This is a genomic window from Pseudomonas sp. Irchel 3A5 (assembly GCF_900187575.1).
Taxonomy (GTDB): Bacteria; Pseudomonadota; Gammaproteobacteria; order Pseudomonadales; family Pseudomonadaceae; genus Aquipseudomonas; species Aquipseudomonas folii.
Map to the genome: position 1 here is coordinate 157,000 of NZ_FYDU01000016.1, position 23,174 is coordinate 180,173.

General features: G+C 53.2%; 25 protein-coding genes and 2 pseudogenes. 18 read left to right on the top strand and 9 right to left on the bottom strand.

What is annotated here, in order from left to right; genetic code table 11:
* Positions 1–147: 147 nt before the first annotated feature.
* A complete protein-coding gene (locus tag CKW31_RS24195; protein WP_176469970.1) occupies positions 148–1,596 on the top strand; it encodes a fatty acid desaturase in 1,449 nt (482 codons plus the stop codon).
* Positions 1,597–1,630: 34 nt separating this feature from the next.
* Here the strand turns inward: CKW31_RS24195 and CKW31_RS24200 are convergent, their stop codons facing one another.
* Complete coding sequence (locus tag CKW31_RS24200) at positions 1,631–2,551, bottom strand: AraC family transcriptional regulator (RefSeq protein ID WP_095100818.1); 921 nt, start codon at positions 2,549–2,551, stop codon at positions 1,631–1,633.
* Positions 2,552–2,790: 239 nt separating this feature from the next.
* Here CKW31_RS24200 and CKW31_RS24205 point away from each other — a divergent pair, with 239 nt between their 5' ends.
* Together CKW31_RS24205 and CKW31_RS24210 are read left to right on the top strand one after the other, a co-directional pair.
* On the top strand, positions 2,791–4,002 hold the full coding sequence (locus CKW31_RS24205; protein ID WP_176469971.1) for an MFS transporter: 1,212 nt from the start codon (positions 2,791–2,793) through the stop codon (positions 4,000–4,002).
* 47 nt (positions 4,003–4,049) lie between these two features.
* The gene (locus CKW31_RS24210) at positions 4,050–4,526 is read left to right on the top strand and encodes a cyclophilin-like fold protein (RefSeq protein WP_176469972.1); all 477 of its coding nucleotides are present in this window, start codon (positions 4,050–4,052) and stop codon (positions 4,524–4,526) included.
* A 16-nt stretch (positions 4,527–4,542) separates the two neighbouring features.
* Here the strand turns inward: CKW31_RS24210 and CKW31_RS24215 are convergent, their stop codons facing one another.
* Entirely contained in the window at positions 4,543–5,043 is a 501-nt protein-coding gene (locus tag CKW31_RS24215) for a DUF3916 domain-containing protein (protein ID WP_027899308.1), read from the bottom strand.
* 42 nt (positions 5,044–5,085) lie between these two features.
* Positions 5,086–5,586 (bottom strand): GNAT family N-acetyltransferase, encoded by a 501-nt coding sequence (locus CKW31_RS24220; protein WP_141230180.1) that lies wholly within the window; start codon positions 5,584–5,586, stop codon positions 5,086–5,088.
* 678 nt (positions 5,587–6,264) lie between these two features.
* Here CKW31_RS24220 and CKW31_RS24225 point away from each other — a divergent pair.
* Positions 6,265–7,098: a hypothetical protein gene (locus CKW31_RS24225; protein ID WP_095100820.1), complete on the top strand. Its 834-nt coding sequence runs from the start codon at positions 6,265–6,267 to the stop codon at positions 7,096–7,098.
* 304 nt (positions 7,099–7,402) lie between these two features.
* On the opposite strand, the gene CKW31_RS24230 is transcribed toward CKW31_RS24225, so the two are convergent.
* Entirely contained in the window at positions 7,403–7,825 is a 423-nt protein-coding gene (locus CKW31_RS24230) for a hypothetical protein (protein ID WP_095100822.1), read from the bottom strand.
* Positions 7,826–7,976: 151 nt separating this feature from the next.
* On the opposite strand from CKW31_RS24230, the gene CKW31_RS24235 reads away from it, so the two are divergent.
* Positions 7,977–8,291 carry a hypothetical protein gene (locus tag CKW31_RS24235; protein ID WP_095100824.1) on the top strand — a complete coding sequence of 105 codons (315 nt, stop codon included), beginning with the start codon at positions 7,977–7,979 and terminating at the stop codon, positions 8,289–8,291.
* Between the two features lie 243 nt (positions 8,292–8,534).
* Here the strand turns inward: CKW31_RS24235 and CKW31_RS24240 are convergent, their stop codons facing one another.
* From CKW31_RS24240 to CKW31_RS24250, 3 genes and pseudogenes are all read right to left on the bottom strand, one after another.
* A complete protein-coding gene (locus CKW31_RS24240) occupies positions 8,535–9,203 on the bottom strand; it encodes a hypothetical protein (protein ID WP_095100826.1) in 669 nt (222 codons plus the stop codon).
* Between the two features lie 506 nt (positions 9,204–9,709).
* Complete coding sequence (locus CKW31_RS24245) at positions 9,710–10,228, bottom strand: cysteine hydrolase family protein (protein ID WP_095100828.1); 519 nt, start codon at positions 10,226–10,228, stop codon at positions 9,710–9,712.
* Positions 10,229–10,528: 300 nt separating this feature from the next.
* A pseudogene (locus CKW31_RS24250) lies at positions 10,529–10,660 on the bottom strand (transposase domain-containing protein); the annotation flags it as partial.
* A 1,394-nt stretch (positions 10,661–12,054) separates the two neighbouring features.
* Between CKW31_RS24250 and CKW31_RS24265 the strand changes: the two are divergent.
* The 3 genes and pseudogenes from CKW31_RS24265 to CKW31_RS24275 form a co-directional block, all read left to right on the top strand.
* Positions 12,055–12,393, top strand: a pseudogene (locus CKW31_RS24265) (GFA family protein); the annotation flags it as partial.
* Between the two features lie 287 nt (positions 12,394–12,680).
* The gene (locus CKW31_RS24270; protein ID WP_095100834.1) at positions 12,681–12,932 is read left to right on the top strand and encodes a hypothetical protein; all 252 of its coding nucleotides are present in this window, start codon (positions 12,681–12,683) and stop codon (positions 12,930–12,932) included.
* 57 nt (positions 12,933–12,989) lie between these two features.
* On the top strand, positions 12,990–13,373 hold the full coding sequence (locus tag CKW31_RS24275; protein ID WP_095100836.1) for a hypothetical protein: 384 nt from the start codon (positions 12,990–12,992) through the stop codon (positions 13,371–13,373).
* A 180-nt stretch (positions 13,374–13,553) separates the two neighbouring features.
* Here CKW31_RS24275 and CKW31_RS24280 read toward each other — a convergent pair whose 3' ends face one another.
* Complete coding sequence (locus CKW31_RS24280) at positions 13,554–13,970, bottom strand: Imm50 family immunity protein (protein ID WP_176469973.1); 417 nt, start codon at positions 13,968–13,970, stop codon at positions 13,554–13,556.
* A 1,607-nt stretch (positions 13,971–15,577) separates the two neighbouring features.
* Here CKW31_RS24280 and CKW31_RS24300 point away from each other — a divergent pair.
* From CKW31_RS24300 to CKW31_RS24310, 3 genes are all read left to right on the top strand, one after another.
* Complete coding sequence (locus CKW31_RS24300; protein ID WP_095100846.1) at positions 15,578–16,204, top strand: hypothetical protein; 627 nt, start codon at positions 15,578–15,580, stop codon at positions 16,202–16,204.
* 465 nt (positions 16,205–16,669) lie between these two features.
* Positions 16,670–17,152: a hypothetical protein gene (locus CKW31_RS24305; protein WP_095100848.1), complete on the top strand. Its 483-nt coding sequence runs from the start codon at positions 16,670–16,672 to the stop codon at positions 17,150–17,152.
* 194 nt (positions 17,153–17,346) lie between these two features.
* On the top strand, positions 17,347–17,826 hold the full coding sequence (locus tag CKW31_RS24310) for a GNAT family N-acetyltransferase (protein ID WP_095100849.1): 480 nt from the start codon (positions 17,347–17,349) through the stop codon (positions 17,824–17,826).
* A gap of 68 nt (positions 17,827–17,894) precedes the next feature.
* On the opposite strand, the gene CKW31_RS24315 is transcribed toward CKW31_RS24310, so the two are convergent.
* A complete protein-coding gene (locus CKW31_RS24315; protein WP_095100850.1) occupies positions 17,895–18,704 on the bottom strand; it encodes an isocitrate lyase/phosphoenolpyruvate mutase family protein in 810 nt (269 codons plus the stop codon).
* A 393-nt stretch (positions 18,705–19,097) separates the two neighbouring features.
* Here CKW31_RS24315 and CKW31_RS24325 point away from each other — a divergent pair, with 393 nt between their 5' ends.
* From CKW31_RS24325 to CKW31_RS24355, 7 genes are all read left to right on the top strand, one after another.
* The gene (locus CKW31_RS24325; RefSeq protein WP_095100852.1) at positions 19,098–19,694 is read left to right on the top strand and encodes a suppressor of fused domain protein; all 597 of its coding nucleotides are present in this window, start codon (positions 19,098–19,100) and stop codon (positions 19,692–19,694) included.
* Positions 19,694–20,275, top strand: a complete 582-nt coding sequence (locus tag CKW31_RS24330; protein ID WP_256582723.1) for a demethoxyubiquinone hydroxylase family protein — start codon at positions 19,694–19,696, stop codon at positions 20,273–20,275. Before CKW31_RS24325 ends, CKW31_RS24330 begins: the two co-directional genes overlap by 1 nt.
* Positions 20,276–20,303: 28 nt before the next feature.
* Entirely contained in the window at positions 20,304–20,630 is a 327-nt protein-coding gene (locus tag CKW31_RS24335) for a barstar family protein (protein ID WP_095100854.1), read from the top strand.
* A 53-nt stretch (positions 20,631–20,683) separates the two neighbouring features.
* Positions 20,684–21,481: a phosphodiesterase gene (locus CKW31_RS24340; protein ID WP_095100856.1), complete on the top strand. Its 798-nt coding sequence runs from the start codon at positions 20,684–20,686 to the stop codon at positions 21,479–21,481.
* A 61-nt stretch (positions 21,482–21,542) separates the two neighbouring features.
* A complete protein-coding gene (locus CKW31_RS24345; protein WP_095100858.1) occupies positions 21,543–21,989 on the top strand; it encodes a GNAT family N-acetyltransferase in 447 nt (148 codons plus the stop codon).
* Positions 21,990–22,200: 211 nt separating this feature from the next.
* The gene (locus CKW31_RS24350; protein ID WP_256582724.1) at positions 22,201–22,731 is read left to right on the top strand and encodes a demethoxyubiquinone hydroxylase family protein; all 531 of its coding nucleotides are present in this window, start codon (positions 22,201–22,203) and stop codon (positions 22,729–22,731) included.
* Positions 22,732–22,816: 85 nt separating this feature from the next.
* On the top strand, positions 22,817–23,143 hold the full coding sequence (locus tag CKW31_RS24355) for a low molecular weight protein tyrosine phosphatase family protein (protein WP_095100862.1): 327 nt from the start codon (positions 22,817–22,819) through the stop codon (positions 23,141–23,143).
* The last annotated feature ends 31 nt before the right edge of the window (positions 23,144–23,174 follow it).

Sequence of the window (23,174 nt, forward strand, 5' to 3'; positions counted from 1 at the left end):
CCGGGCGGCTGAGGGCAATGAATCTGTCAGCTCAATTCAATGCCCCACCGCCTCTGCAATCATCATTGCGCACCTGTCAGCCTGGCTGATTATCCGCTTGCGCACGTATCAAATGAACCAGGCTTTATCCTGACAGGCTTTGTCTACATGCACCCTCCTCACTCCGCCGCTTCCAGCGTTGATCGGCCTATCACCTGGCTGATGATGTACCTGTTGGTCACCGGCCTGCTGTACTTTCTGGTCACGCATGTACCCATGGGTTCTGTGCAGCTGGTGCAACCCGGAATTGTCGACGCTCATGTTCCTCTGCTTGCGTTCACACTGCCGCTGTACCTCAGCTACACGCTGGTCATGCCGGTGCTTGTGTACATGGGGCGTCAGTCGTCATGGCTGCTGCCGACGTTCTTTGCCGGTGCCCTGGCGGCGGGCTTGTGTCTGGTCTGCCATCTGTTCTGGCCAACCATGATCCTGCGTCCTGAAACCGGCGCTGCCTGGCTCGACTGGCTGTACCGGCTTGATGCTCCACTGGCCGCCTCGCCCAGCGGGCATGTGGCACTGCCGGTGGCAATCAGCGTCGCAATGGCTGGCTTGCGACTGCAAAAAGCCTGGGTATTTGCCGTCTGGAGTGTGGTGCTGATGCTGACGGTGATGACCACCGGGCAGCACGTGTTTACCGACATGGCCTATGGCGTGGCCATCGGTGTAGCGTGCGGCGTAGCGACGCTGATCTTCAAGCGCTATGCGGTCGACATGCGCACCCTGTCGGCGCTGTTGCTCGAATGGCTGTGCATCCTCGTCACGATCCGCGTTGCGGTTTATCTCGCAGACTGGCGTTTTTACCTGTTGGCCATGCTCATCGTTGCAGCACGCCAGCACGCCCTGTTCGTGCTGTATCACGACGCCACCCACTACAATCTGACCCGCCGACGCAGCACCAACGACTTTCTGATTAACCTGGCGATCGGTGTCCCGGGCCTGGTGCCCATCGAATTCTATCGCCCGCTGCACCTTGATCATCATCAGCACGCCGGGACCGAGCAGGACCCGGAGCGCCGCTTCCTCTATTTCCGTCAGCCGTGGCGTTTTCAGCCGTTGAGCGCAAAGCTTCTGGCCAGACAACTGCTGGGTGACCTGCTGATGGTCAATACGCTGCGCAACATCGCGGCCTACAAAGCTGCCGGTGGCGCGCCGCCCAAGGTCACCTGGCCTTTGCTTGCCGCGGCGCTGGTCTGGCTGATGATTGTGGCCTGCCTTGTCTGGCAATGCTCAATCCAGGAAGTGGGCTTGCTGGCGATGCTGTGGTTCATACCCCTGATCACCCTCGGCACTCTGCTGCAGAAAATTCGCAGCATTGCCGAGCACAGCGGCGGCCCCGGCGTCACGCCCGGCTGGCAGGAATGGACATACGCCTGGCGCGTGGGCTGGCTGGGACGGTTTTTCATCTGGCCTTACAACATCAACCTGCATCTGCAGCATCACCGCACCGCGAGCATCCCCTGGCATGCCCTGCCGGGCGCCGTTGGCAAAGACGAACAACTTCTGCCGTCACGGATCCTGCCGTCGCTGATGTGGTCAGGGCTGCGGCGCAAATCCTGATGCGTGTTCGGCATCCGATTCCTGCTCCATCCAGTCAACCACCTTGCCCCCTCAACTCCGTGATATCCCGCTTGGGCGGTACGCCGAACAAGCGGCTGTATTCACGGCTGAATTGGGACGGGCTTTCGTAGCCGACTTTGAATGCCGCGGTAGATACATCCTTGTGTTCGTTGAGCATCAAACGCCTTGCCTCGTTCAACCGTAGCCATTTCTGGTACTGCAAAGGGCTCATGGCGGTGAGCTGGCGGAAGTGATGATGAAAGGTTGCAGCGCTCATTTGCACCTGGGCTGCCAGTTCGTCGACGCGAAGCGCGGAGGCATAATTCAGTTTCAGCCAGTCGATTGCCTTGGCAATGCGATAGCCTTGGCCGTCAACGGCTGTGATCTGTCGCAGCCTGCTCGCCTGATCGCTCATCAATAGCCGGTAGTGAATTTCGCGCTTGATCAGAGGGGCGAGAATCGGAATGGCGTCGGGCTCCTCAAGCAACGCCAGCAAGCGCTCGAAGGAGGCCAGCAACGCATCGGTCACTGAACCGATGCCGACCCCCACCACTACCGATTTATCACGGACCGGCGCCAGACCGCCCTGCGCTGCCAGTTCAGCCAGCATGCGCAAATCCAGCTTCAGTGTCAGCCCAAGGCAGGGTTGTTCCGGGCTAGCGGCCAGCACTTCAGAATTGGCAGGCAAATTCAGGGATGTGATCAGAAAACGTGACGTGTCGTACGGATATCCCTCGCCACCGACCCACAGCTGCTTCTCGCCACGGGCGACCAGAATGATGCTCGGCTCGACCATGCACACCACCGGTGGCGAGGGGTGCTCACGGCGGAAGAAGCCAAGCCCCTCAATGGGCGTACCGAAATCACCCGGACGGTCAATCCGGTTGCCAATGATCTGCGCCAGCCTTTCCTGTGCCGACGAGTGTTGAGCAGCAGTGTTTTTATTGGTCGCCATATTCGTCTCGCGTCTCTTCACTGAACTCTAACCCGACGGCATTCAGGCGTCCTGCAAAAAAACAGAGACTCAGAGGATCAGGCAAGTAAGTCAGTGGAATGCACTACAGAGCCTGCCGCCATACCGGGAAAATGATCATCAATGACATCTGGTGCGCAAAGGCCAACTGGCAACACTCCCCTCACGCGGCATCGACTCAGGTGCAGCGGCGCTTCACGCTCTAAAGGACACATCATTCAATGACCAACACCTATCACGCCTCCCGACAGAACAATCAGCATTCATGGGGCGCAGTGCTCGCCATGTCCCTCGCAGCTTTCGCACTGGTCGCGTCGGAGTTCATGCCTGTCAGCCTGCTAACGCCCATCGCTGCCGACCTGAACGTTACCGAGGGGCAAGCCGGGCAAGGTATTTCCGTGTCGGGTCTGTTCGCCCTGTTCACCAGTCTGCTGATCCCGGCAGTGGCGGCGCGGGTGGACCGTAAGCTGTTGCTCCTGTCGCTCACGCTGCTGATGATCATCTCCGGCACCGTGGTGGCGTTCGCCCCCAACTACTCAATATTCATGGCCGGACGCGCACTGATTGGCATCGCCATTGGGGGTTTCTGGTCACTGTCTGCGGCAACTGCCATGCGGCTAGTGCCCGAAGATCAAGTGACGCGAGCCATGGCTGTCGTCAATGGCGGCAACGCGCTGGCGACCGTTGTTGCGGCACCTTTGGGAAGTTTCCTTGGCGCCTTGATCGGTTGGCGCGGAGCGTTTTTCTGCGTCGTGCCGGTCGCCCTGCTCGCCTCTGCCTGGCTGCTGTTCAGCCTGCCTGCAATGAAAGCAGTCGGCAGTAAAGGCAGCACCAACGTATTCCAGTTGATGAAGAAGATGCCGGTGGCATTGGGCATGGTGGCGGTCAGCGTGTTTTTCATGGGGCAGTTCATGCTGTTCACTTACCTGCGCCCGTTCCTTGAGACCGTCACGCATGTCAGCGTTTCGATGCTTTCACTGATGCTGCTGATCCTGGGCCTGTCCGGTCTGGCGGGCACATTTCTGATCGAAATTTTTCTGAAAAACGGCCTGCATCGAACACTGGTTGTCATCCCTATGCTGATGGCTGTAATTGCACTGGCACTGGTTTCATTCGGCAGTTCATCGGTTGCCACAGCGGTACTGCTGGGCTTCTGGGGACTGGTTGCCACTGCCGCGCCGGTGGGCTGGTGGACATGGTTGGCGAAAACCCTGCCTGACGATGCAGAAGCAGGCGGCGGACTGATGGTCGCGATTGTTCAGTTGGCAATCGCACTGGGCGCGACGGTTGGCGGTTTCGTGTTCGACCTGAGCGGCTACAGGGCCACCTTCGAATTGAGCGCTGCTTTGCTGATGGTCGCTGCGGTGCTTGCGATGCTGGCGGCGCGGGCCGCGTCCGGTTTATCGCGAGCATCAACTGACACGGCGAATTGACTCATACGCGCTGGATATCCTGCGCCTCTCTCGACAAGGAGATATTCATGACCCGATTACATCGCTTACATCAAAGTGCTCTGCGCGTAATGATTGGCCTGATGGCTCTTGGCGCTCAGGTCATATCGAACGCGGCCGTCGCGGAAACAACCACGACGTCCACACGAACAAATGAGCAACGCATATCGATGACGGTTGGCGAGCGCCGTTTCACTGTCACTCTCGCTGACAACGAAACTGGCCGGGCATTCGCTGCGAGGTTGCCGCTCACTCTGGACATGCCCGACCTGAACGACAATGAGAAACACGTGACCCTGTCGCAGCAGTTGCCCACCGCACCATTCCGTCCGGGCGTGATCCGTAACGGTGATCTCATGCTGTACGGTTCGAACACGCTGGTGCTTTTTTACCTGACGTTTGACTCGCCCTACTCGTACACCCGGATTGGCCGGGTGGAGGATGCAGGCGATCTGGCTCAGGTTCTCGGAAGAAACAGCGCTCGGGTGGTGTTTGCTGCGCAATAGGCGACTGACGATACGATCACGCTGGCTCCCCGATACACCACCATCGAACCTTGACTTCGTCGTCCGGCTGGGTCACGTCATGCCCGTGCTCCACAAAATGCTCGGGCAGATGCAATGCAAGCGTCTGGCTTAACAAATCAGGCTTAAGGGCATTGGTTTGCCCTAAAAAGCTCAGGTAATAATCTCGATCATAAAAAACCGTGACCTCACTCTGGTGGACCCAAGGCCAGACAAAAATGCATGCGACCCGATAGTAACCCTGCGAACGGTCGGCGGCTCTGGACAGATGGGCAGCGGCTTCAAGCAACTGTTGAATGCAGAGCGCCTGAACTTCGATTCTGGCCCAAGAACCCTGTACCAACGACATATCGACCGGGATTTTAAAGTTGTTATATTTTTCCCCTTTCTCAGAACGAGGGTAATAAATATCACTGAAGCTTGAGGCCCAACGCTCCAATGCACGAAGGCGGCGAGCAACGCCCCTGACTCGCTTGCCGCTGGTACTTATTTTTCTCATGCACAGACCTGCCAAAATCAATTCGCCACGTAGTCGCCCGGACTATCCGACATAAGAAAAAACAGCGTACTCAAACCCGTTGAATGAAAAAAGCGCGACTTCTTTCATGCCCATTTTCAGATGGGCACGCAGAGAGGGTTCGTTGTCCCGGCGTATGAACAGAACGCCCTCACGCCCCGGTTCAAGGCTTCGCAGATCAGCAAACATCTTCTGCGCCAAGCCTTTGCCGCGCTCTTGCTCTCCGACACAGATCGGGCCGTAGACATAGGCGTCGGGCGCACCGTGATAAGCCGAGAACATGGCTTGCACGATAGGCAGATCGGCGTTCATTGCTCGAGTGGTGGTCATCAGGAAACCAGTGATACGCCCATCGCGACGCGCAACGATCAGAGGCATCTCGCTCATCATCGCCTCCACTCGCGAGCGAGGCAGGCTTGCAGAAAGTGAACCGCCCTGGGCGATTTGATTGGCAGCCTGCAGCTCTAGTATCCCAGCCAGGTCAGATTCGTCAGCTCTGCCGATATGGGTTTGGGGCTGGGTCATTTGGGCTATTCCACTGTTAACATCTCTAAGCCGATACTAACCGGCATGCGGTAATGCACAAGGGGGTCCGTCATTGGTCACGATGGTCGAAGCTATCAGCGATGAAAGGCCGCTGTCGGCCAAGAGCGGTCAGTCAGAAGTCTTAAGAATGCAGTTCAGAATCTGAAAATCCAGCTCGATAATCACTGTGCGTCAGTGCCACTCCCTAAAACAGTGCATGCATTGACGCGCACGCCAAGTCCTCAACTGCCCTCCGCAGAATGAGCAACGGGTAATTTTTTGCTCGCACAGAGGCCTCATCCGATGGCGGAAATATTCCCAGACAACATTCGGATCAATATTTTCTCGGCGGACTATCTCATCTACTACTGCCTGATTACCCTTCTCGTGGAAAACCCCGATGATCGCTAGCGTTTCAATTGATGGACAGTAAGCAGTAATTGATTCGCCGCATCGATTACAAACACGTTGACCATAGTCAGTACTCATAAATTCGTTTCAGTGCCCGGAACTGGAGATGACCTTTTTACTAGACGCTGGGTGCAGTGACAACGTCCGCTTTTGGCGGATGGCTGACTGCGGCGAGGCGCTTTATACGCCCTCCCCACAAGCGGGCGTCGCTCAAACCTCTTGGCTACGAAGCGAAACAATCGCACCACTGGAAAAAGCGGAGCACACATGGACAAGAAGGCGAAAAACATACTTTTTAAAACATACTGGGGTAGCAATGGCTGGCTTCCTGCCCCGAAGACGGAATCTCAGGATTTCGCCTATGCAAAAGCTCAAGGCTTGATGTTTGAACCCGTGAGCATCGGCCACGACCAGTGCGTGGGCGAGGTATTGGACATGGTCAAGCGAATCCCCGCAGCCAAGGCAGCCTGTGCATTTGTAGCCAGTCTTTCCACAAGAAGACTGGATTGGCGGTCTGGCGTGGCTTCATATCATCTTGCCTGTCAAATGGCTCTTCATCACTACACGCCGGCTGTTAGTGGTCACAGCTACCTTCCAGACGGTACGGTCACCGCAACAAGTTATACGTGCGCTGTTTGTCGCGATGTGGTGCCCGGCCTCACGGTCGGTGACGATCAATACACAGATGTGAACCTCAATGTCCTCAACTTCGAGCGCATAAAATGGGGCGGCGTCCGCCACGGCAAGTTGATCTACACGTGGTTCGACCTTCAGGAACTGTTGCGTGCCGACATCCCCGATCCGAAGGAAGAGGATTTAGCAATTCTCCAGGCAATCCTTGAGATCATCGAACTAAGCCAACCTGGCGACCACGCCGGCACATTGGAAAAACGGTTGGCAGGCGTGGTGAAGTCTTCAAAGAACGAGCGGCGGGTGATTATCGACGTCCTTGCACACTTGGACGTGCTCAAACCAGCGTCATTCGAACGGCCTATTCACAGCAGAAGCGACTGGTCGGGAGCGGCTGCATGCTGGCGCGGAGAGGACAAGTTCGATCACGAGGCAGTGCGCAAACATTTCGGCAAGTGGCTCCACAGGTGAGGTCAATCATCGTCAACTCATGCCATCGGATACCTTTCAACTCCGTGAATGACATTTCTATTTAGATGATGGCAGACATTTCTGAACAGACTTGACGCGTGTCAGGGCGTAATGGGTCCCCGCGACAAGATGAGTTCTGTGGAAGTCGGGCGATGAGTCCAGCCTGCCTCGGTCTTCGCTCTGGCGGCTCCTTATCTGCTGAATGAACAAGGACAGCGTAAGAGTTATGCCGAACCAGTACTCGACAGGGGGCTGTCCATTTTTGGCCGATGGATGTCGGTAGCTAGTGTTCGCTTTCGGTCAGTCAAATTGAGTTGAACAGGCCGAGATATGAAATGGTTGCAGTTCTCTCCGGCAAGCGTACCAGCGGTTCTACTTGGGTAGAGGTCGAACGATGGTCGCCCCAGATGGCATTAGAGCCCACAATGATAAAATGCGTGAATTCTCGGGCCTTGGAGTCTAGCAGCGCTACTTCGGACTGACTGCGGATTTGCCCTATGACGTCTTCTGGGGCGCCGGCAAGCTCAACGAAATCTGAATCCATATGGAACCCAAGATCTTCCGCTAGTCTCCAGGTCGGATTGCGTTGTTCCCACGAAACGTACTCAGCTTCGCTTGCGCTTTCAGGGGGCTCTGGCTCCCATTGTTCAAACACAAATTTCTGCGCCTCGGCTTCGGTAGCGAAATTGGCACCAAAGAGATGAAAGGGCCAGAAGCCATCTTGCATGACACGACCTCAGTTGTTGGTGAATCGTCAGGATCGTACCTGATTAAAGGTGGATGAGCAGCGTGTCAGGTAACCCTGGCGGGCAAAAGATGCTCACAGAAAAGAAATATGTGTTGGTGCCTGTCAGTCGTGGAAAATAAGGAAACCCTGAATGTGGCTTAAACCTGTTGCACTTGCAATCATGCTGCTACTGCTTGTGACGGCCTGTTTTGCCAAGCCGTTTCAGCCACCCACCGATGAAGTGGAGCTCTGGAAGAAGCCTGGCGAGGACGAGCGGCAGGTGCTCTCCTCGATGTTGGCGTGCGGTTCAACAAATCGCTACGGCATTGACCCCAAGGCCACGCTCGAGCAGAAAGCAGAACGCTTCGAGTGTATGAAGCGCGCAGGCTACACCCGCAGTGACGGCTTCGATCTCTGTGTTTTGGACACTGGGCATGAGCTGAAGGCATGTGCGTCGGCACGTTGAGGCCAAAAGACATCGCCCGTAAAGGAGGGATCGGCATTGGAATCCCTAATGCGAAAGAGATCATCTCCCTCACGTTCAACACCATGTTGGACATAATCCTCCGAGCATCATAATTCTCGACCGCCAGTTAAGCCAAGGGCCTACTGCAGTCGATGCGGCGACAGATGAAGTGGTATCCGTTAAATCGATGCAGAAAACGCAACTGGCCCAATGAACTGAAACGTCGTGAGCCTAGGAAGCTATCTATCTCGGTTGACTCGGTGGTGTTGTCACCGAACAGCCCGTCACTTGCGGGTAAGTCTGGCAAACCAGCATATTTTTATTTTTGGGCTCGAAGCCGTGATCAATCATGCAGCGTTGGACTTTGGCTGTGCTTCCGATGCTTGCGACATCTAGATTTGACCCCCGTGGTTTTGCATAGCCGCACGCATACATGACCGGCAGGGCTTCACTATCATTGGCTATCTGGACTGAGAAATGGAGTGATGCTCCCGCTTTACGCCATGAGACCTGCATACGTTCATCCCGGCCTGAATTAGGCTTGATTGGGTGAAATGCTTCATCTTCAACAAACGGCAATGCTTCGAGCTGGGACAGACTGAGCGGACGGCCCTGCCTTTCTTCGACGCAGGCTGGCATATTCTTCATTATTTCGCAGTATTCAAAGCCGTCTCTACGAGTAAAACCGAGGCGCTGCATACACTGAAAGTGAATGACCTCTTCGTTTATTGGGAAATGGTTTTGTGGCCCGCCTACAGGGTCTCCACACTCTGCCATTGCCGCTTTGACGCCCTCTACAGAAGTGGAAGCGCGTTTCCATTGGGTGAAAGACGCTGGTGGCGGGCAGCCGGTAAGTAAAAGTACCGATGAAATCAGGACTGGGATCGCAATAATCTGAGATTTGCTGAACAAACTCTATCCTTAATTTATGTCAGACCACACCCAATGGTGTCCAAATTTTGGGAGCATCAACTGATATCAATGATCACGCCACATGACTCTAGGAGTCTACCCCCAAGGTCGACCCTGTGATTTCCCAAGCTCACCATTTATAAGTGTAAAGGGGGACATCTTAACCGGCTGCTTACGGCCAGAAGCAGGTTATCAGAACAGTAAATTATCAAATTTAAGATTTAACTTCGCTCTGGACAGTGCCACACGAGACAGTGCCACATGCTTCCCGATTCCGTAAATTGCACCATCAACATCTGAGACGTAAGCGTTCCGGCAACACATCTCGCCGCCCATCACCAAGTGTTATGGTGTTCGTAGTCTGAAGCACAGCGCCTCGGCCAATTCCCCATCAATAAAATCGACCCATAGCGGGCACTTAACGTCTCATTCAGGACGTGCGGGAATGCACGTATGGTGCAAGTGCTTACGGCAATTCACGCGCACTCCCGCACTTTCGGGCTCTGCTAGAAGCTCCACTCCTCAGCCCGAACGAGCTGGCAGAACGGCCCGTCAAGAGTTGCATTGTGATGGGCAACGATGTCCTCAGCTTTCATCACTGGCGTGTCTGAACAGGTATGGCCTTCGGCGATGAGTACCGCATCGAAGCCAAGATCACGAGCAGCACGGCAGGTGCTGTCGACGCAGTATTGAGTTTTCATCCCAGTGACTACCACACCGGTTGCGCCACAAGAGCGCAAATTGTCAGCCAAGTCGGTCATTTCAAAAGCATTGGGCCGCCGCTTTTCGAACACCACTTCCCCACCCTGTAGCTTCAGTTCCTGTGCAACCATCGTTAGCGGACTGCCTGGTTCGATTGGAGATCCAGCAGGCCCGATGTGGCGTGCGAGAAAAATCGGAGCGCCTGCGCTGCGTGCATTGTCCATCAGGGTATTCAGTGTTTCCAACAACTCTTCGCAGCGCCATAGTTTATCCGGGCCGTGAACAAGCCCGACTTGGATATCGAGTATCAACAGGGCGTACATGGGTGCATCTCCTTGCGTTGAAGCCAGCGACACAAGGGCGTAAAAAAGGCCCTGTCCATCACTGGCGGGCCTTTGAAGTTCGTCTGCTATCGGCTCACGAAACCTCGCACGCTCCGCTTTTAGCGGTCGTGGTGGTGGCGGTCGAGGTGAGGCAATAGGTAGTCATGGATCGACACTATCAATATCGCAGCGAACTGACAAGCCAGGATCCTGGAGTGAGTGCTTTTGGCGGATGGGGTAGTGTAAGTTTACGGAAATCAGGTCTTGTGTAACTCAGGCGGGCTGCCAATTATGCTGTAGTTACTGGTCTATTTCACTCGCCCGATGCGTCGGAAGGCGCGTGAGAACATCCTTCAGGTAAATATACGGATCATGCCCGTTGAGACGCGCCGATTGGATCAAACTCATGATCGCCGCCGCCCGTTCGCTGGTCGGCCAATAAGTGTCTTTAGCTTCACATCGGAACTCCGACTTAGCAGCGCCAAATCTAGCTCGAAAAAACCGGGAGGGGCCTTCTGAACCAGAAAAATGCTCCAGCAGCATTTCCTCTTCACCGCCGGACGCAAATGTATTTAGCTTGAAAAGCCTTTTATTTTGCGGGGTCCGCATATAAAGAAGGTCCGTCAACAGTGTGCGCTCTTTGAAAACTGGCACTGGCAAACTCATCGGTCTACCTTGGTAGCGAAAATGCGCCCAATCCAGGACGCCGCGCGCTTTGAACGAAGCTCTTCAACATTCATGAATGTGTATTCCTGGTGTTCTCGCGCCTCTTGATCCTTCAGAGTACGTAGGGATGAGATACTGGTGCGATGGTAAAACAGCATAAATAGGGCAATAACTATAAATAGAAAGACGAGCAGCAACGCTGGCGATCTATAAGCGTGGAAAACTGGATAAATCAGTACTCCCAAACCGCCCCCAACAGCACCGAGTGCCCAACGATTCTCCTGATTTGGCTCAACGACTTTGACGCGCTGCGAGCGTACGACCAGAGACTTCCTAGGACTCCGCCATATACATAATGATGAATAGACAATTATGCAGAAAACTAGCGGCATACAACTGATCAGTAACGATAGGCCAAGCCCCAACTTAAACTGCTTGTAAGTCGCGACTAACGCCATTAAAAATGCGAATCCAGGGGCAATACCCAAATTTGTAAACAGCCTAAGACTGGCATACTTACTAAACCTTTCAGTCCGGTACGCGCAGTCAAAGCACCAGTAGGTTACCCACAACACAAATACAGCGGCGGGAATAGTTAACACACTCGGTACAACACCCGCGGAAAACACGGCTAGCATGGTGAACAAAAACCAAGCTCCCCATATGGTTGCTAAGTATCGATGCGGTTCAATATGGAACATTCTTAGTCTTTTCCCGTCAGTAAATTACCCAAAGAGGTGCCACACCCGCTAATCAGTATGCCCGTGAAAGAGCCTATTGAACCCTTGCCATCCTGGCCAACCCAGCACTCCACTTATCTCAAGCAAGTGAGGATTAAGGGGCAGCTTTTTTGGAAACATCCGAAAAGCGTCTTTGAAGAATGTTTCCCATTAAAGAAAAGATTTCTTTCCACGAATGATCTGACGGACTCCTCGGGTTGAATCGCTGGAATCATACTGGGCGTTCAAACCTAGATCCATCCCCAAAGTGAAAGGGTTCGTTGAGAACAGCTGTCGCTGGCATGTCGCCCTAGGGGAGAAAGCATGCGCGGGACCTGATACCGGAGGCATGCGTTCCGCGTAGCATTCTAGTCACTGCTTGTTGGTTCGATTTACGATGGTGACCATAATCTTCGCACTGTGTCGAAATCGGAGGATGAAATGAAAGGAAGCTGCGCTTGCGGGGCTGTAGGTTATGAGATCGATAGCATTGATACGCCAATTAGCCATTGTCATTGTATTACCTGCCGGAAGACCCATGCCGCTGCTTATGTCTCCACTGCTGGGGTGCTGAGAGAGCATTTTAAATGGACTCAAGGCTTGGACGCATTGAGGGCTTTCGAGTCATCTCCTGGCAAGATCCGGCACTTCTGCTCCCACTGCGGATCGCACCTTGCAGCTGAGCGTAACGGCTCAGCTGCAATGATCGTGCGCGTTGCGACGTTAGACGAGGAGCCTGGCTATAGGCCCGAGTATCACATCTGGACGGAGCAGGACGTAGCTTGCATAGGACGGACCGGCCGCTTTTGGCTGTTTGCGGCCAAAAGCCGACGCTTACCGACACATGATCATCCTAATCGCCGCCGATGCCATAAAATTAATCGTGGCCTCACCCGTATTTTGCGCCCCTAGAAGAAGCGTGCGGGAGGAGTTCACCCTGAGACAGGCTTTTAGTGATATTTTTTAATATTTGGCCAATTTGAGCCCCAATACAATTAACAATCGCGTCAATCAGGATGCTCGCTAGCTCAAGCCTATTACGCGTGTGTTAGACCGTAGGAAAGAGTATGTCCGACCTATCCATGATCAAATCGACAGAAGTGTTCTCTCGCCATAGCGCATCTCATCCCAGTATCGAAATTTGGCCAGATAGCGAGTTTTCAAATGATGGTTATGCTTACTACTGGCTGGTTGCGCAAAACGATGGCGCGACCCGTATGCTTTCCTATGTCCGCTGCAAAGAAGGAGGCTGCGAGCAGCGCACCTATGATCTTGAGGGTGATGATCTTTGGATCCCTGCGGGAGCGGCTGCGGCCTGACAATCCATTCAAGCCGACGCTGCATCGTAGGGTGGCTTAAATTCAGGCGTAGCACCAATGCTTAATTTCTACGTTTACGTCGACGGATCCGACCTTGATCGGTGCCAATTACAGTTGATACAGGCCTTCTCGAAGTTCTCGGCCAAGCTAGGGCTAGGTGCAACGGTCATTAATGACAAATACCCACGTACTCCCGATCTAGGCCCCGATGATTTGCCTGACTGGAACCTCGGCCTCAATTTCTCCACCTCCACTCTCAGTGAGGCCGTCGCTAACGAGCTAGTGTCTTTTCTCATCAGGCTCTCTCAGCAGACCGACCGCGAGTTTGTTATCGGTCTGCGGCACACAAATGGGAAGATCTCGGATGACCTCATGTTCATCGGAGCCTGCTCCCCGGCGAGCAAAGCCTCCCAACTGTGCCTGATGGTCGATGGGCACTAACAACTCATTCAACCGGAGCTGACCCTCACCTAGCCTGCTAAAACCGAGAAGCTGGATCAATGTAGACGATCAGCACCAAAGGAAAACGGCTGCAGCATGCTGCAACCTCAAGCCTAAACAGTCTTCCCTGGCGACCTTCCAGACAATGTGAAGCTGAATACAAAGTAGAGCAGACGAGGATCAGGACAGTAGATTCGTTACCGCTCCAACGGCTACATGGTTGCAACGAATGGTTCCGCCAATTCCCCAGATCGAGGCGATATCCACGAGAATCGATAAATCTTGTAATCGCTTCAGGTCAATTGATTCGAGCACGTTTTGATGATTGAAATCTGTCAGTGAAAGGTCATAGATATCACTGAATATCAGCTCAACCAGTAAACTTCTCTGGCATACGTATTCAAAGTCCGCCGTACCAACGCCAACTACATCATGCTCTCGGTAGTGCACGCATAGCTTCGCGATCGTAGCCGAACCCTGGTCCGGAAGGCCGCGCGATACCAGAAGAGAGATCACCTCTGCATCGTGAAACGATGGCCAGAAACCAATAGTTTCAATAACATGTTCGGCTCCGCTGATCAGTTCTTCGGGTTTCACTGTGTGCCTCCAGGATGACGTCAATGACTGATACTCATCAGAGCGGTATGCCCAAACAGTTAATTCTTGCTGGCTTGGGAGTTCCCATTAAGGATGTACTCCCAAGTGAATCACGAGATTCAAGTTTTATTTAATAACAGGATTGGCGCCATCATCGGCTCTCCTTATCCGGCTATTCAATCAAATCCAACATGGACTCGTGAACCTCGAGAGACGAACCGTCCTCAAACTCAATCAAGTAGATAGTACCTGGTGGAAACTGATCAAAGTATCCACCGGGACGATCGTCGGAAACGCCAACTACCCATGCTCGCGCGCCGGGCCTTATTTCCAATGGCGCCCTGTCAGACACTATAACTATATCATCATACGTAAATTTACTCATATCTATGATACGCCGGAAGATGAGGATTTCCATTCGGTGCGGTCACACCGAGTCGATGGCCGTGAGGCCTTTTGCTCTTGAATCACTTGGCGTTTATAACCTCTTCGGCCCAAGCAATCAACTATAGGTTGACCGCTTGCTCCAAGAACCTGCTTGTAATTGCCATCTGGCGATTCTTGACTTGTCCCCCTTGCCGGACTGGATATGGAAACCACCGAAAAACCACAACTCTATACAAGGAACGTTATTCTTAGCGATAAGAAATCGCGCCCTCCCTCCAAAGAACTAACCTAAATGAAGAAATAGCACTGCACATCAGAAAAAGACGGATCTATTCGCTGAAGTAGTCATCGTGGATCTTTATCGCTTCCAATAACGACTCCCCCCAATCGCAACGACTCACAGGATTTTCTTCGACGAAAAGCTGCGCCGTCTGCTTCCGAGCGTTTGTATCACGATCAACATCTAGAGGCGATTTGTAAAATTCCACACTTTGAACGCAAAACTTATTCCGCTCAAGATCTTCGAAACAAAAATAAATCGCCATAGTACTCTCATCAACACACTTCCAAACCTCATGCAGCTTAAACATTTTACCCCCCTCATTTAGCGATGCACTTGCGACTAATAACGCAAACTTTTGGCATTCTCTTCCACTGCTCTCAAAGGGCGTCAGTTTGGGCTTCCTCCGCTCTCACATAGACCCCAAAGGGTGAGTTAGCCTTTTGGCTATCTCGGCTGTCCAGTGTGTTATCGCTGCGGTGGTGTCCTTCTGGGTCGGGAACTGCCGTGAAGGGCGCTCTCGATAACATGGTCAATGCCCCCCTTCTCCGCATTAACGGCATAGCCGTCGCCATTCAACGGGATCGAAATAGGCCCTACAAAATATACTCAGCAGCGAAATAGATTCAAACTCATCCAAAGAGCCCTTAAAAGCCCTCTTCAGCCTGGCTGATTTTGCTGGTGAGTCTATTTCTGCACGAGGGTCTGGACGAGGTTCGAATCATGACGAAGGAGACTGGATGGATGAGATTGGTCGTGAGACGGGGTGCCATACATGCGGAGATACGGACTTGGGAACCAGGAGTGGGAACCATATTCCGTATCCTCAACCAGCTGATGCGCTCAATCCAACCGGTGGGGAGCAATGAATTTATCCGCACTGCTTAACCTGTAGCCGAATACAGGTTGGCCAGGAGCGTGGCGCTACGAGGAGAATTCGATGAAGATTATTAACGCGGAAACAAACACCGGTGTGACACTGAAATCTGAGGGTTTGCTAGAGCGCTTTGGCTACGAAATAAGTGTGAATTTCAATGATGCCAACCTGAGAAATGATGCGATTGAGTTCATAGACCTCGTGGCTCGTTACATTGAGGAAGGTCATCAGGTGGCTTCTGGTGAAACCCTGGGCTATGGGTCCTGGATCACAAAAATGGAGCTGAACGATAATCGTGAGCTGATATTTTTCGAGCAAGTGCCGCTAACGGATGAATATGCGCTTGGCATCAGTACCACGCTTAGGCTATGGGTTGAGCAGCACGCAATGTGCTCGAAAGTAGGTGCAGATTTCACTACATCTCGATTTGAGCAACTAATCGTCATCTCCGATGGCGTGCTCGAGGGAGAGGCAACTGAGGGTGTGCGATACTCTTCTCCCGAGCATATGTCTGGTTGGTGGATAACCACTGACCAATACAACGGAGATACCAAAAGCCTGAAGACTGTGCATGCCCAGCACCTCGCCGTTAATCGTCCAGACCTTGTTAAGTATCTTGGGTTACCGAACGGCTATCGGTTTCATGAATTAACCAATGATGCCTGGTTCGATGAGAAAGTGGTCGGATAGAGGGTGGCAACGGCCTAACCCAAGGGTTGGGCCACTGTAAATAATCTGCATCGCTAGTTGCCCTGGCTATCGGCTTGAAACGCTGAGGGTCTTGCCGTGCAAAATTTTGATATTTCAGACATCTTATCGTATGAGTTTCCTGATCAGGACTCATCTACGTCGCGAATTCGACCTGACCTACCCTCCTTCATAGCAAATGCTTCTATCACGATCTTCAACTGGCGCTAATGGTCAGCACTGGGAGGGTCTACCCCCGATTTTCTGAATCACCAAAAAAGTCATCTCTAATGACCAAGCCAAAATTAGCAGTGGCACAACCTTGGTCGGTGTCATCTAAATGGATTTTGCGTTTTGAATGTTGGACCTTCCGTTAAATCCCGATAACTCTGGATGCCTGTTGACGTAATCTTCACCCAGAGTAAGGTGCTGAGGCATATCCAATCGCTAATCCTGCAAGGAAGATATATGACAGCCGGACTGCATACCGGGACGCACGCCGGCTACAGCGCTCTCAGCTGGGACAATGGATGCGACATTAACCTGGGCGACGTCATTCGCCAGCTTCCTCAGCTCGTGCTGAGCCATCACGTGGCAATCGCCTGGTCGGATAGTGGCCCCCATAAACTTAGCACTGCTGAGATAGCCAGCGGTTGGCAACGTATAGGTGACCTGGTAATCAGTCCTATGATTACAGATGTCGCTCAGTTGCCCACGCCGGGCTTTGATGAATGGTATGTCTTTGAGCGCTTACCAGATCGGGCCAGTCTCTCCAGATTTAGCAGCGCTATCGCATTTCAACCTTTCGGAGAGAGCAATAAGGTCGAAGAGTTCTGGTCACAAATTGAGGATCTGCAACCAACACACGCTCTGCTTGGCGCCTGTCCAAGCCTGTTACTGATCACGCGGGACGCTGCCCTATATGAGCGCGTACTTGCTTTTATTCGCTAAAGGTTGAGATTCATGCTTTCGAGGATGTGTGAGGGTAGATCAATCATGACGTCACTGCTCCCGTCGCCTGGATCCTGGCATGTCACAATCGTCCACACTGGTTCACTTCCAGCCAAGCTCGACATCAAGCAACACCAGCAAGGTCGTTACACTCTTATAAGACGTTGGGACGCTGCCGATTTTCCAGGAAGATTATGGACATTAGACTGACGGAAACAAAAGACTGGATGCTTTTGAAGCAAGTCCGACTCGCAGCACTTCTGGACACGCCAACGGCGTTTGGTGTGACTTACCAAACCGCCGCCAAATACACTGACAAACAGTGGAAAGACAGGGCATCATCAGCCGGAACAGCATTCTGGCTGGCCTTCGACAGTGACAAACCTGTCGGAATGGTCGGTGCCGCAGTGAGCAGTGCGAATCGCTATAACTTGATCGGAATGTGGATTGCGGCCTCTGCACGAGGCTCTCGCTTAGCAACTCAGTTGGTTGAGGCCGTGAAAGCTCGCGCGATGGCCCAAGGATTTGATGGCGTTTTTCTCGACGTCTCTCCAGACAATGCGAGAGCCTCAAACTTCTATCTAAAGCAGGGTTTTGAATTCCTGGATGAATGGGAACCGTTAGAAAGTCATCCGCATATTTCAGTGCAGACAATGCATTGGTCTGGGGACTGATTCACTGGCTTTCCTGCTTGCAGGACCTGCGCAATGGATCGGTAGTCGTCTTCCGCCGAGTAGCACTATCACTGTGATCGACAGGCCATTAGCGCATTGAGTTCTCCGTAGGTTTTCGCCTTCAGGTCGTGGGTGTTGAGTTGACCGTTTTCCAGGAAACCGCGGGCCAGTCCCTCCATGGCCCCGTACAAAAACTCCGCGATGGCCGAACCCGCGCTCAATCGCCGGACTCCCATCTGCGCCAAGGCTTCCGGAGTGGCGAGACCCGGCCGCCAGAGCAGGTTGACTGGCAATGTGGATTCCTGACACACCATGGCAATTTCCCGAGGCTCCACCACGCCTGCAGCGAATAGCCCATCCGCGCCTGCGCTGGCGTACAGCGCAGCGCGCCTTAGTAGCTCTTCCAATCGCTGCTCAACGGGGAACAAGTTCTTCAGGTAAACGTCGCAGCGCACATTGACGAACAGGTTTATCCCCCGCTCGCCTGCGACTTTTCGGGCCGTGTCGATTTTTTGGATGAGCAGCTCTGGCGGCGTGACTCCATCCTCGATATTGATACCTACCGCACCGGCGTCAATGACGGTGGCGATGACTTTGGCGACGTGCTCAAGGTCGTCTGAATAGCCCCCTTCGATATCTACAGTCAGCGGCACGCTGAGCACTCGGGACATTGAGGCGACGGTACTGCTCAACAACCCAATAGGCAGCTTGTCGCCATCCTGATAACCGTGGGCCCAGGCCACCGCCGCGCTGCTGGTGGCGACGGCCTTGCTTCCCAGCCGCTCGGCCTGGCGAGCGCCACCCGCGTCCGCCACGTTGGCAAGTATCAGCAAACCCTGCTGGTGAAGACTGTGAAAAGTGTCATCCAGTGATGCCATGAGTATCCGGTTCCTTGTCGATCATCTTGAAGGGGTGATTACGCAGGGTAGCCCAGTTAAAGCGATTGGGAGCTTCTACAATATCGGGCAGGAAGGCCGAGAGCGCTCCTTCGCATCAGTTTGCAAACGAACCAGAGTTGAGCTTGACCCGGCCTGCTAACACCGAGAAGCTGAATCAGTGTAGACAATCAGCACGAGGAAAAATGGCTGGGGCATGCTCGACCTCAAGCCGCCCCGGTCCATGTCGCCCCCCATACAATGTAAAGCTGAGTACAAGGTAGAAAGCAGTTTCTAGATGAGTAGAATAATTGGAGCAATTACCGGCCCGAGCTGCCTTCTTCCAACAGAAGTCATAAAGGGAAGCTTGAAACTGATGATTACTATGGACACCCAATGAAACAGCCTCCTAGCCTTCAACTAAAAACAGTAGCAAAGCACATTCTCAATTTTTTTGGCGGCACGCCAACTGTTCATGCTTACTACGATGACGCTAGAGCAAGGTCGATATCTATCGTCACTGCGTTCGACACGATAGAGCCCGGTATAAAATCAGTAGGAACCATCGGACTATCTGAAATCTCATTAGCCAACGAAGACGGTACAGAATTTATAACCCGTGTCGAGCTTTGCTCTGCTGTTCCAGCAACTTTTGAAGCCTGGGATAATGTGATAGCGTCAGCAGCTTTCTGCATCGAACAAAGAAAAAAACCCGTTATGCCGGGGTCTTTCCTGGAAAGCGCTGTTGAGGAGTACTTTCCAAAAACCAAGATGCCTCACTTATATTTCTCCATACCTTTTTTATGGAACGATGGCCATTTTGAAGAATTGATTTTTGATGAAATCAAAATAAACTGGTTACAATGTTTTGCAATTCATGAAATTGAAAAACAGTTTATAGATAAAAACGGTAGTGATGCTTTTGAGGATCTATTGTCAGCACAGGAGACTGATGTGTTCGACATGGAACGTGAGCCTGTCAGGTTACCTTAGTGAGTTTTGATAAACTCCATGCCCACCACCTCGAACACGGCCTACCCAGCGTGACTGACACTGACTACCCGCCCTTGGGCAACCGTATGATGAAGGTTGACCATGCCGGCGAGCACGGCGCGATCTGCATCTACAGCGGCCAGTTATTCATGGCTGGGCTTTTTGCTCCTGGCATGGTGAGTGAACTCAAGGAATTTCTCTCCCATGAACGCCGTCATCGGACTGTCTTTCAGGCAGAGCTACAGCGGCGCAATTATCCGCGCTGCCGTAGTTACTGGCTGTGCGGTATCGGCGGTCTGGTGTTGGGCCTGGTCACCGGTCTCTGTGGCCGCAAAGCCATCGTGGCTACCACTGTCGCAGTTGAAAGCGTCGTGCTCAAACACCTGGCTCATCAACTTCATGAGCCGGGCGATATCGATCCACACGCGGTGGCCGCAATTAAATCGATCGTGGAGGAAGAACAACATCATCACGACCAATCAGCGGCGCAGATTGATGTCAGTGACCCTTGGTTCAGAGCGCTTAACCCAATGGTGACGGCATGGACTGAAGCCGTAATTTGGATGGGCATGCGCTCTTAGAATCAAGCAAAGTTAACGGGTTCCTCCAATGATACGATTGAATGCAGATCTGATTACTGACTGGCAGACATTCCACAAGGTGTTCTCGGACATATTCGGCTTCCCGGGCCTCTACGGGTGCAACATGGACGCTTGGATTGATTGCCTCTCGTACCTTGATGACCCCAGCGCAGAAATGTCGTCTGTCCATGTTCAACCAGGACAACCGCTATCATTGGTCATCGACAACGCTCAGAGCTTCAAGCAACGCTGCCCTGAACAATTTTCAGCGCTGGTGGAATGCGCGGCCTTTGTAAACTGGCGGGCCGTCGTGGCGGGTGGCGCTCCACTTCTGGCGCTCGCCTTCAATGTTTAAATGGTTAACACTGCTGTCACCTTCAGCCAGTCATTTTCCAGGGAGGACACCCAGTGCTCATCGCCCACCTGTCAGACCCGCACATCAGGCCAAAAGGCGAACTCTATAAAGGATTGGTGGATTCAAACACGATGTGCAAACAGGCCATCGAGCATCTGAACGCCCTTCATCCGCGCCCGGATGTGGTGATCATCACCGGTGATCTGGTAGATGAAGGACAACCGGAAGAGTACGAAATGGCCCGCGCGTTACTTTCGGATATCGAGCAACCGCTGTTGATGATCCCTGGCAATCACGATGATCGCGAGTTGTTCAGGTCTGCGTTTGCCCAGGCAGAAAGCGCTACACGCGAAGGGGCGCTGCACTTTGTTGCGTCACACCTTGGCCCCGTTCGCATCATTGGACTGGATATCACCGTGCCCGACGAACATCACGGTGACATGACCGAAGCAGCACAGGCATGGCTGGAAGCTGCCCTTGTAGAAGAGCCGGATCGACCAACCCTGATCATGCTCCACCAGCCGCCATTTTTGAGCGGCATTCCTTACATTGATACGTATGCGTGTATCAATGCGCACCGGCTTGTTCAGGTGGTCGAGCGCTACCCCGCCATCGAGCGAATAGTTTGCGGTCACATCCACCGATCCATGCAACTGCGCTTTGGTGGCTCTCTGTTGTGCACCGCCCCCAGTACCACCACAGCCATCGCTTTGGCGCTGGACGAAAATGCTCCGGAAGCCTCTTACGTAGAGCCGCCTGCCCTGCTGTTGCACCACTGGAAACCTGATACGGGGCTTATCACCCATTGGGTGCCGATCGGCAAATTTCCGGGGCCGTTGCCGTTTGCCTGATGGGTGAGCTTCGCACGTATTTTCCGGCAGAACAGTGCCTCTCCCAAAACGAGGACATCGAGTGTCGCCAGTAGATATTCAACTCATCACCACACTGCCTACCCAGACTCAGGAACTGGAAAAACAAGCCGTGGCAGAGGGCTTCCGATTTCTCACCCGCTTGATTGAAGAATGGCGTACCGGAACCAATCGGTTCGACGCGCAGGGTGAATGCCTTATGGCGGCGTATCTGGGAGACCGTCTCGTAGGCATTGGTGGCCTGACATGTGACCCGTTTACTCAGGAGAACATCGGCAGGCTACGCAGGGTGTACATCGCTCGTGAGGCAAGAGGCCAGAACATCGGAAAGACTTTGGTCGATCGGCTTGTGGAACACGCAACTCAACATTTCCGCATCGTGCGCCTGTCCACTGACACGTCGGATGCGGATGCGTTTTACCTGCGCTGCGGCTTTCAGCCAATGGATGATGATCACGCTACGCATGGGATGTTTTTGGGGAATGCGTGACGACACAGCAGTATTACTTGCTCGGTTCCGGACTGCTTTTGTGCATAAAGTGGCCAGTACATCCACTGCATTTTAATCCCGAAAATCTCCTCTTCCCGGACGAACCCAATCCTGCAGATGCAGTGTGGGTGTCACAACAGAGCCGAGTCAGGGTCGATGCTGAAAAGAGGATAAACTTACTGTCCGCCATCTCGGACAAGGCACACGTAGCGTGACTGAAACTGACTACCCGCCTCTTGGCAACCGAATAATGAAGGTCAACCACGCCGGCGAGCACGGCGCTATCTGCATCTATAGCGGGCAGTTGTTCATGGCTCGGCTTTTTGCTCCAGGTATGGTGAGTGAACTCAAAGAGTTTCTCTCCCATGAGCGCCGTCATCGGACTGTTTTTCAAGCCGAGCTGCAACGGCGCAATTATCCGCGCTGCCGCAGTTACTGGCTGTGCGGTATTGGCGGTCTGGTACTGGGTCTGGTCACCGGCATCTGTGGTCGCAAAGCCATTGTGGCGACCACCGTCGCGGTGGAAAGTGTCGTGCTCAAACACTTGGCTCATCAGCTTCATGAACTGGGTGATATCGATCCACATGCAGTGGCCGCTATTACTTCGATCGTGGAAGAGGAACAACACCATCACGACCAATCAGCGGCGCAGATTGATGTCCACGATCCTTGGTTCAGAGCGCTTAACCCATTAGTAACGGCATGGACCGAAACCGTGATCTGGATGGGCATGCGCTCCTGAAACCACGCAAAGCCTAAAGTTGCGACAGCGCTATCATAAACAACGACTGGCCGATCCCGACCCCGTTGGCTAAAGGTTTTCATACATGCTGAACGTACTTTTCGTCTGCGGTAAAAACAGATTGCGCAGCCCGACGGCTGAACATGTTTTTGCAAACTGGCCGGGTGTAACAACGTCATCCGCAGGGGTCGGTAATGACGCCGACGTTCCAGTGGACTCGGAGCTTATCGAGTGGGCGGAGCTGGTATTCGTCATGGAGCCTGCTCATCGCAGGAAGCTCAAGGCCAGGTTTGCCAATGCGCTGAAAGACAAGCGAGTTGTTTGCCTCGATATCCCTGACGACTTTGAATACATGCAACCTGAATTGATCGAGATATTGGAAGCGAAGGTTCATCGCTTTTTGCCTGTTTGAGGAAGGTCTTGTCAGGGCTGGCAGCCCTGAC

Excerpts from the sequence above, each read along its gene's own strand:
- CKW31_RS24310 (WP_095100849.1), top strand. The coding sequence starts at position 17,347 with ATGGACATTAGACTGACGGAAACAAAAGACTGGATGCTTTTGAAGCAA.
- CKW31_RS24335 (WP_095100854.1), top strand. The coding sequence starts at position 20,304 with ATGATACGATTGAATGCAGATCTGATTACTGACTGGCAGACATTCCAC.
- CKW31_RS24205 (WP_176469971.1), top strand. The coding sequence starts at position 2,791 with ATGACCAACACCTATCACGCCTCCCGACAGAACAATCAGCATTCATGG.
- CKW31_RS24210 (WP_176469972.1), top strand. The coding sequence starts at position 4,050 with ATGACCCGATTACATCGCTTACATCAAAGTGCTCTGCGCGTAATGATT.
- CKW31_RS24275 (WP_095100836.1), top strand. The coding sequence starts at position 12,990 with ATGCTTAATTTCTACGTTTACGTCGACGGATCCGACCTTGATCGGTGC.
- CKW31_RS24315 (WP_095100850.1), bottom strand. The coding sequence starts at position 18,704 with ATGGCATCACTGGATGACACTTTTCACAGTCTTCACCAGCAGGGTTTG.
- CKW31_RS24305 (WP_095100848.1), top strand. The coding sequence starts at position 16,670 with ATGACAGCCGGACTGCATACCGGGACGCACGCCGGCTACAGCGCTCTC.
- CKW31_RS24300 (WP_095100846.1), top strand. The coding sequence starts at position 15,578 with ATGAAGATTATTAACGCGGAAACAAACACCGGTGTGACACTGAAATCT.
- CKW31_RS24325 (WP_095100852.1), top strand. The coding sequence starts at position 19,098 with ATGAAACAGCCTCCTAGCCTTCAACTAAAAACAGTAGCAAAGCACATT.
- CKW31_RS24230 (WP_095100822.1), bottom strand. The coding sequence starts at position 7,825 with ATGCAAGATGGCTTCTGGCCCTTTCATCTCTTTGGTGCCAATTTCGCT.
- CKW31_RS24355 (WP_095100862.1), top strand. The coding sequence starts at position 22,817 with ATGCTGAACGTACTTTTCGTCTGCGGTAAAAACAGATTGCGCAGCCCG.
- CKW31_RS24235 (WP_095100824.1), top strand. The coding sequence starts at position 7,977 with ATGTGGCTTAAACCTGTTGCACTTGCAATCATGCTGCTACTGCTTGTG.
- CKW31_RS24225 (WP_095100820.1), top strand. The coding sequence starts at position 6,265 with ATGGACAAGAAGGCGAAAAACATACTTTTTAAAACATACTGGGGTAGC.
- CKW31_RS24270 (WP_095100834.1), top strand. The coding sequence starts at position 12,681 with ATGTCCGACCTATCCATGATCAAATCGACAGAAGTGTTCTCTCGCCAT.
- CKW31_RS24195 (WP_176469970.1), top strand. The coding sequence starts at position 148 with ATGCACCCTCCTCACTCCGCCGCTTCCAGCGTTGATCGGCCTATCACC.
- CKW31_RS24245 (WP_095100828.1), bottom strand. The coding sequence starts at position 10,228 with ATGTACGCCCTGTTGATACTCGATATCCAAGTCGGGCTTGTTCACGGC.
- CKW31_RS24215 (WP_027899308.1), bottom strand. The coding sequence starts at position 5,043 with ATGAGAAAAATAAGTACCAGCGGCAAGCGAGTCAGGGGCGTTGCTCGC.
- CKW31_RS24200 (WP_095100818.1), bottom strand. The coding sequence starts at position 2,551 with ATGGCGACCAATAAAAACACTGCTGCTCAACACTCGTCGGCACAGGAA.
- CKW31_RS24220 (WP_141230180.1), bottom strand. The coding sequence starts at position 5,586 with ATGACCCAGCCCCAAACCCATATCGGCAGAGCTGACGAATCTGACCTG.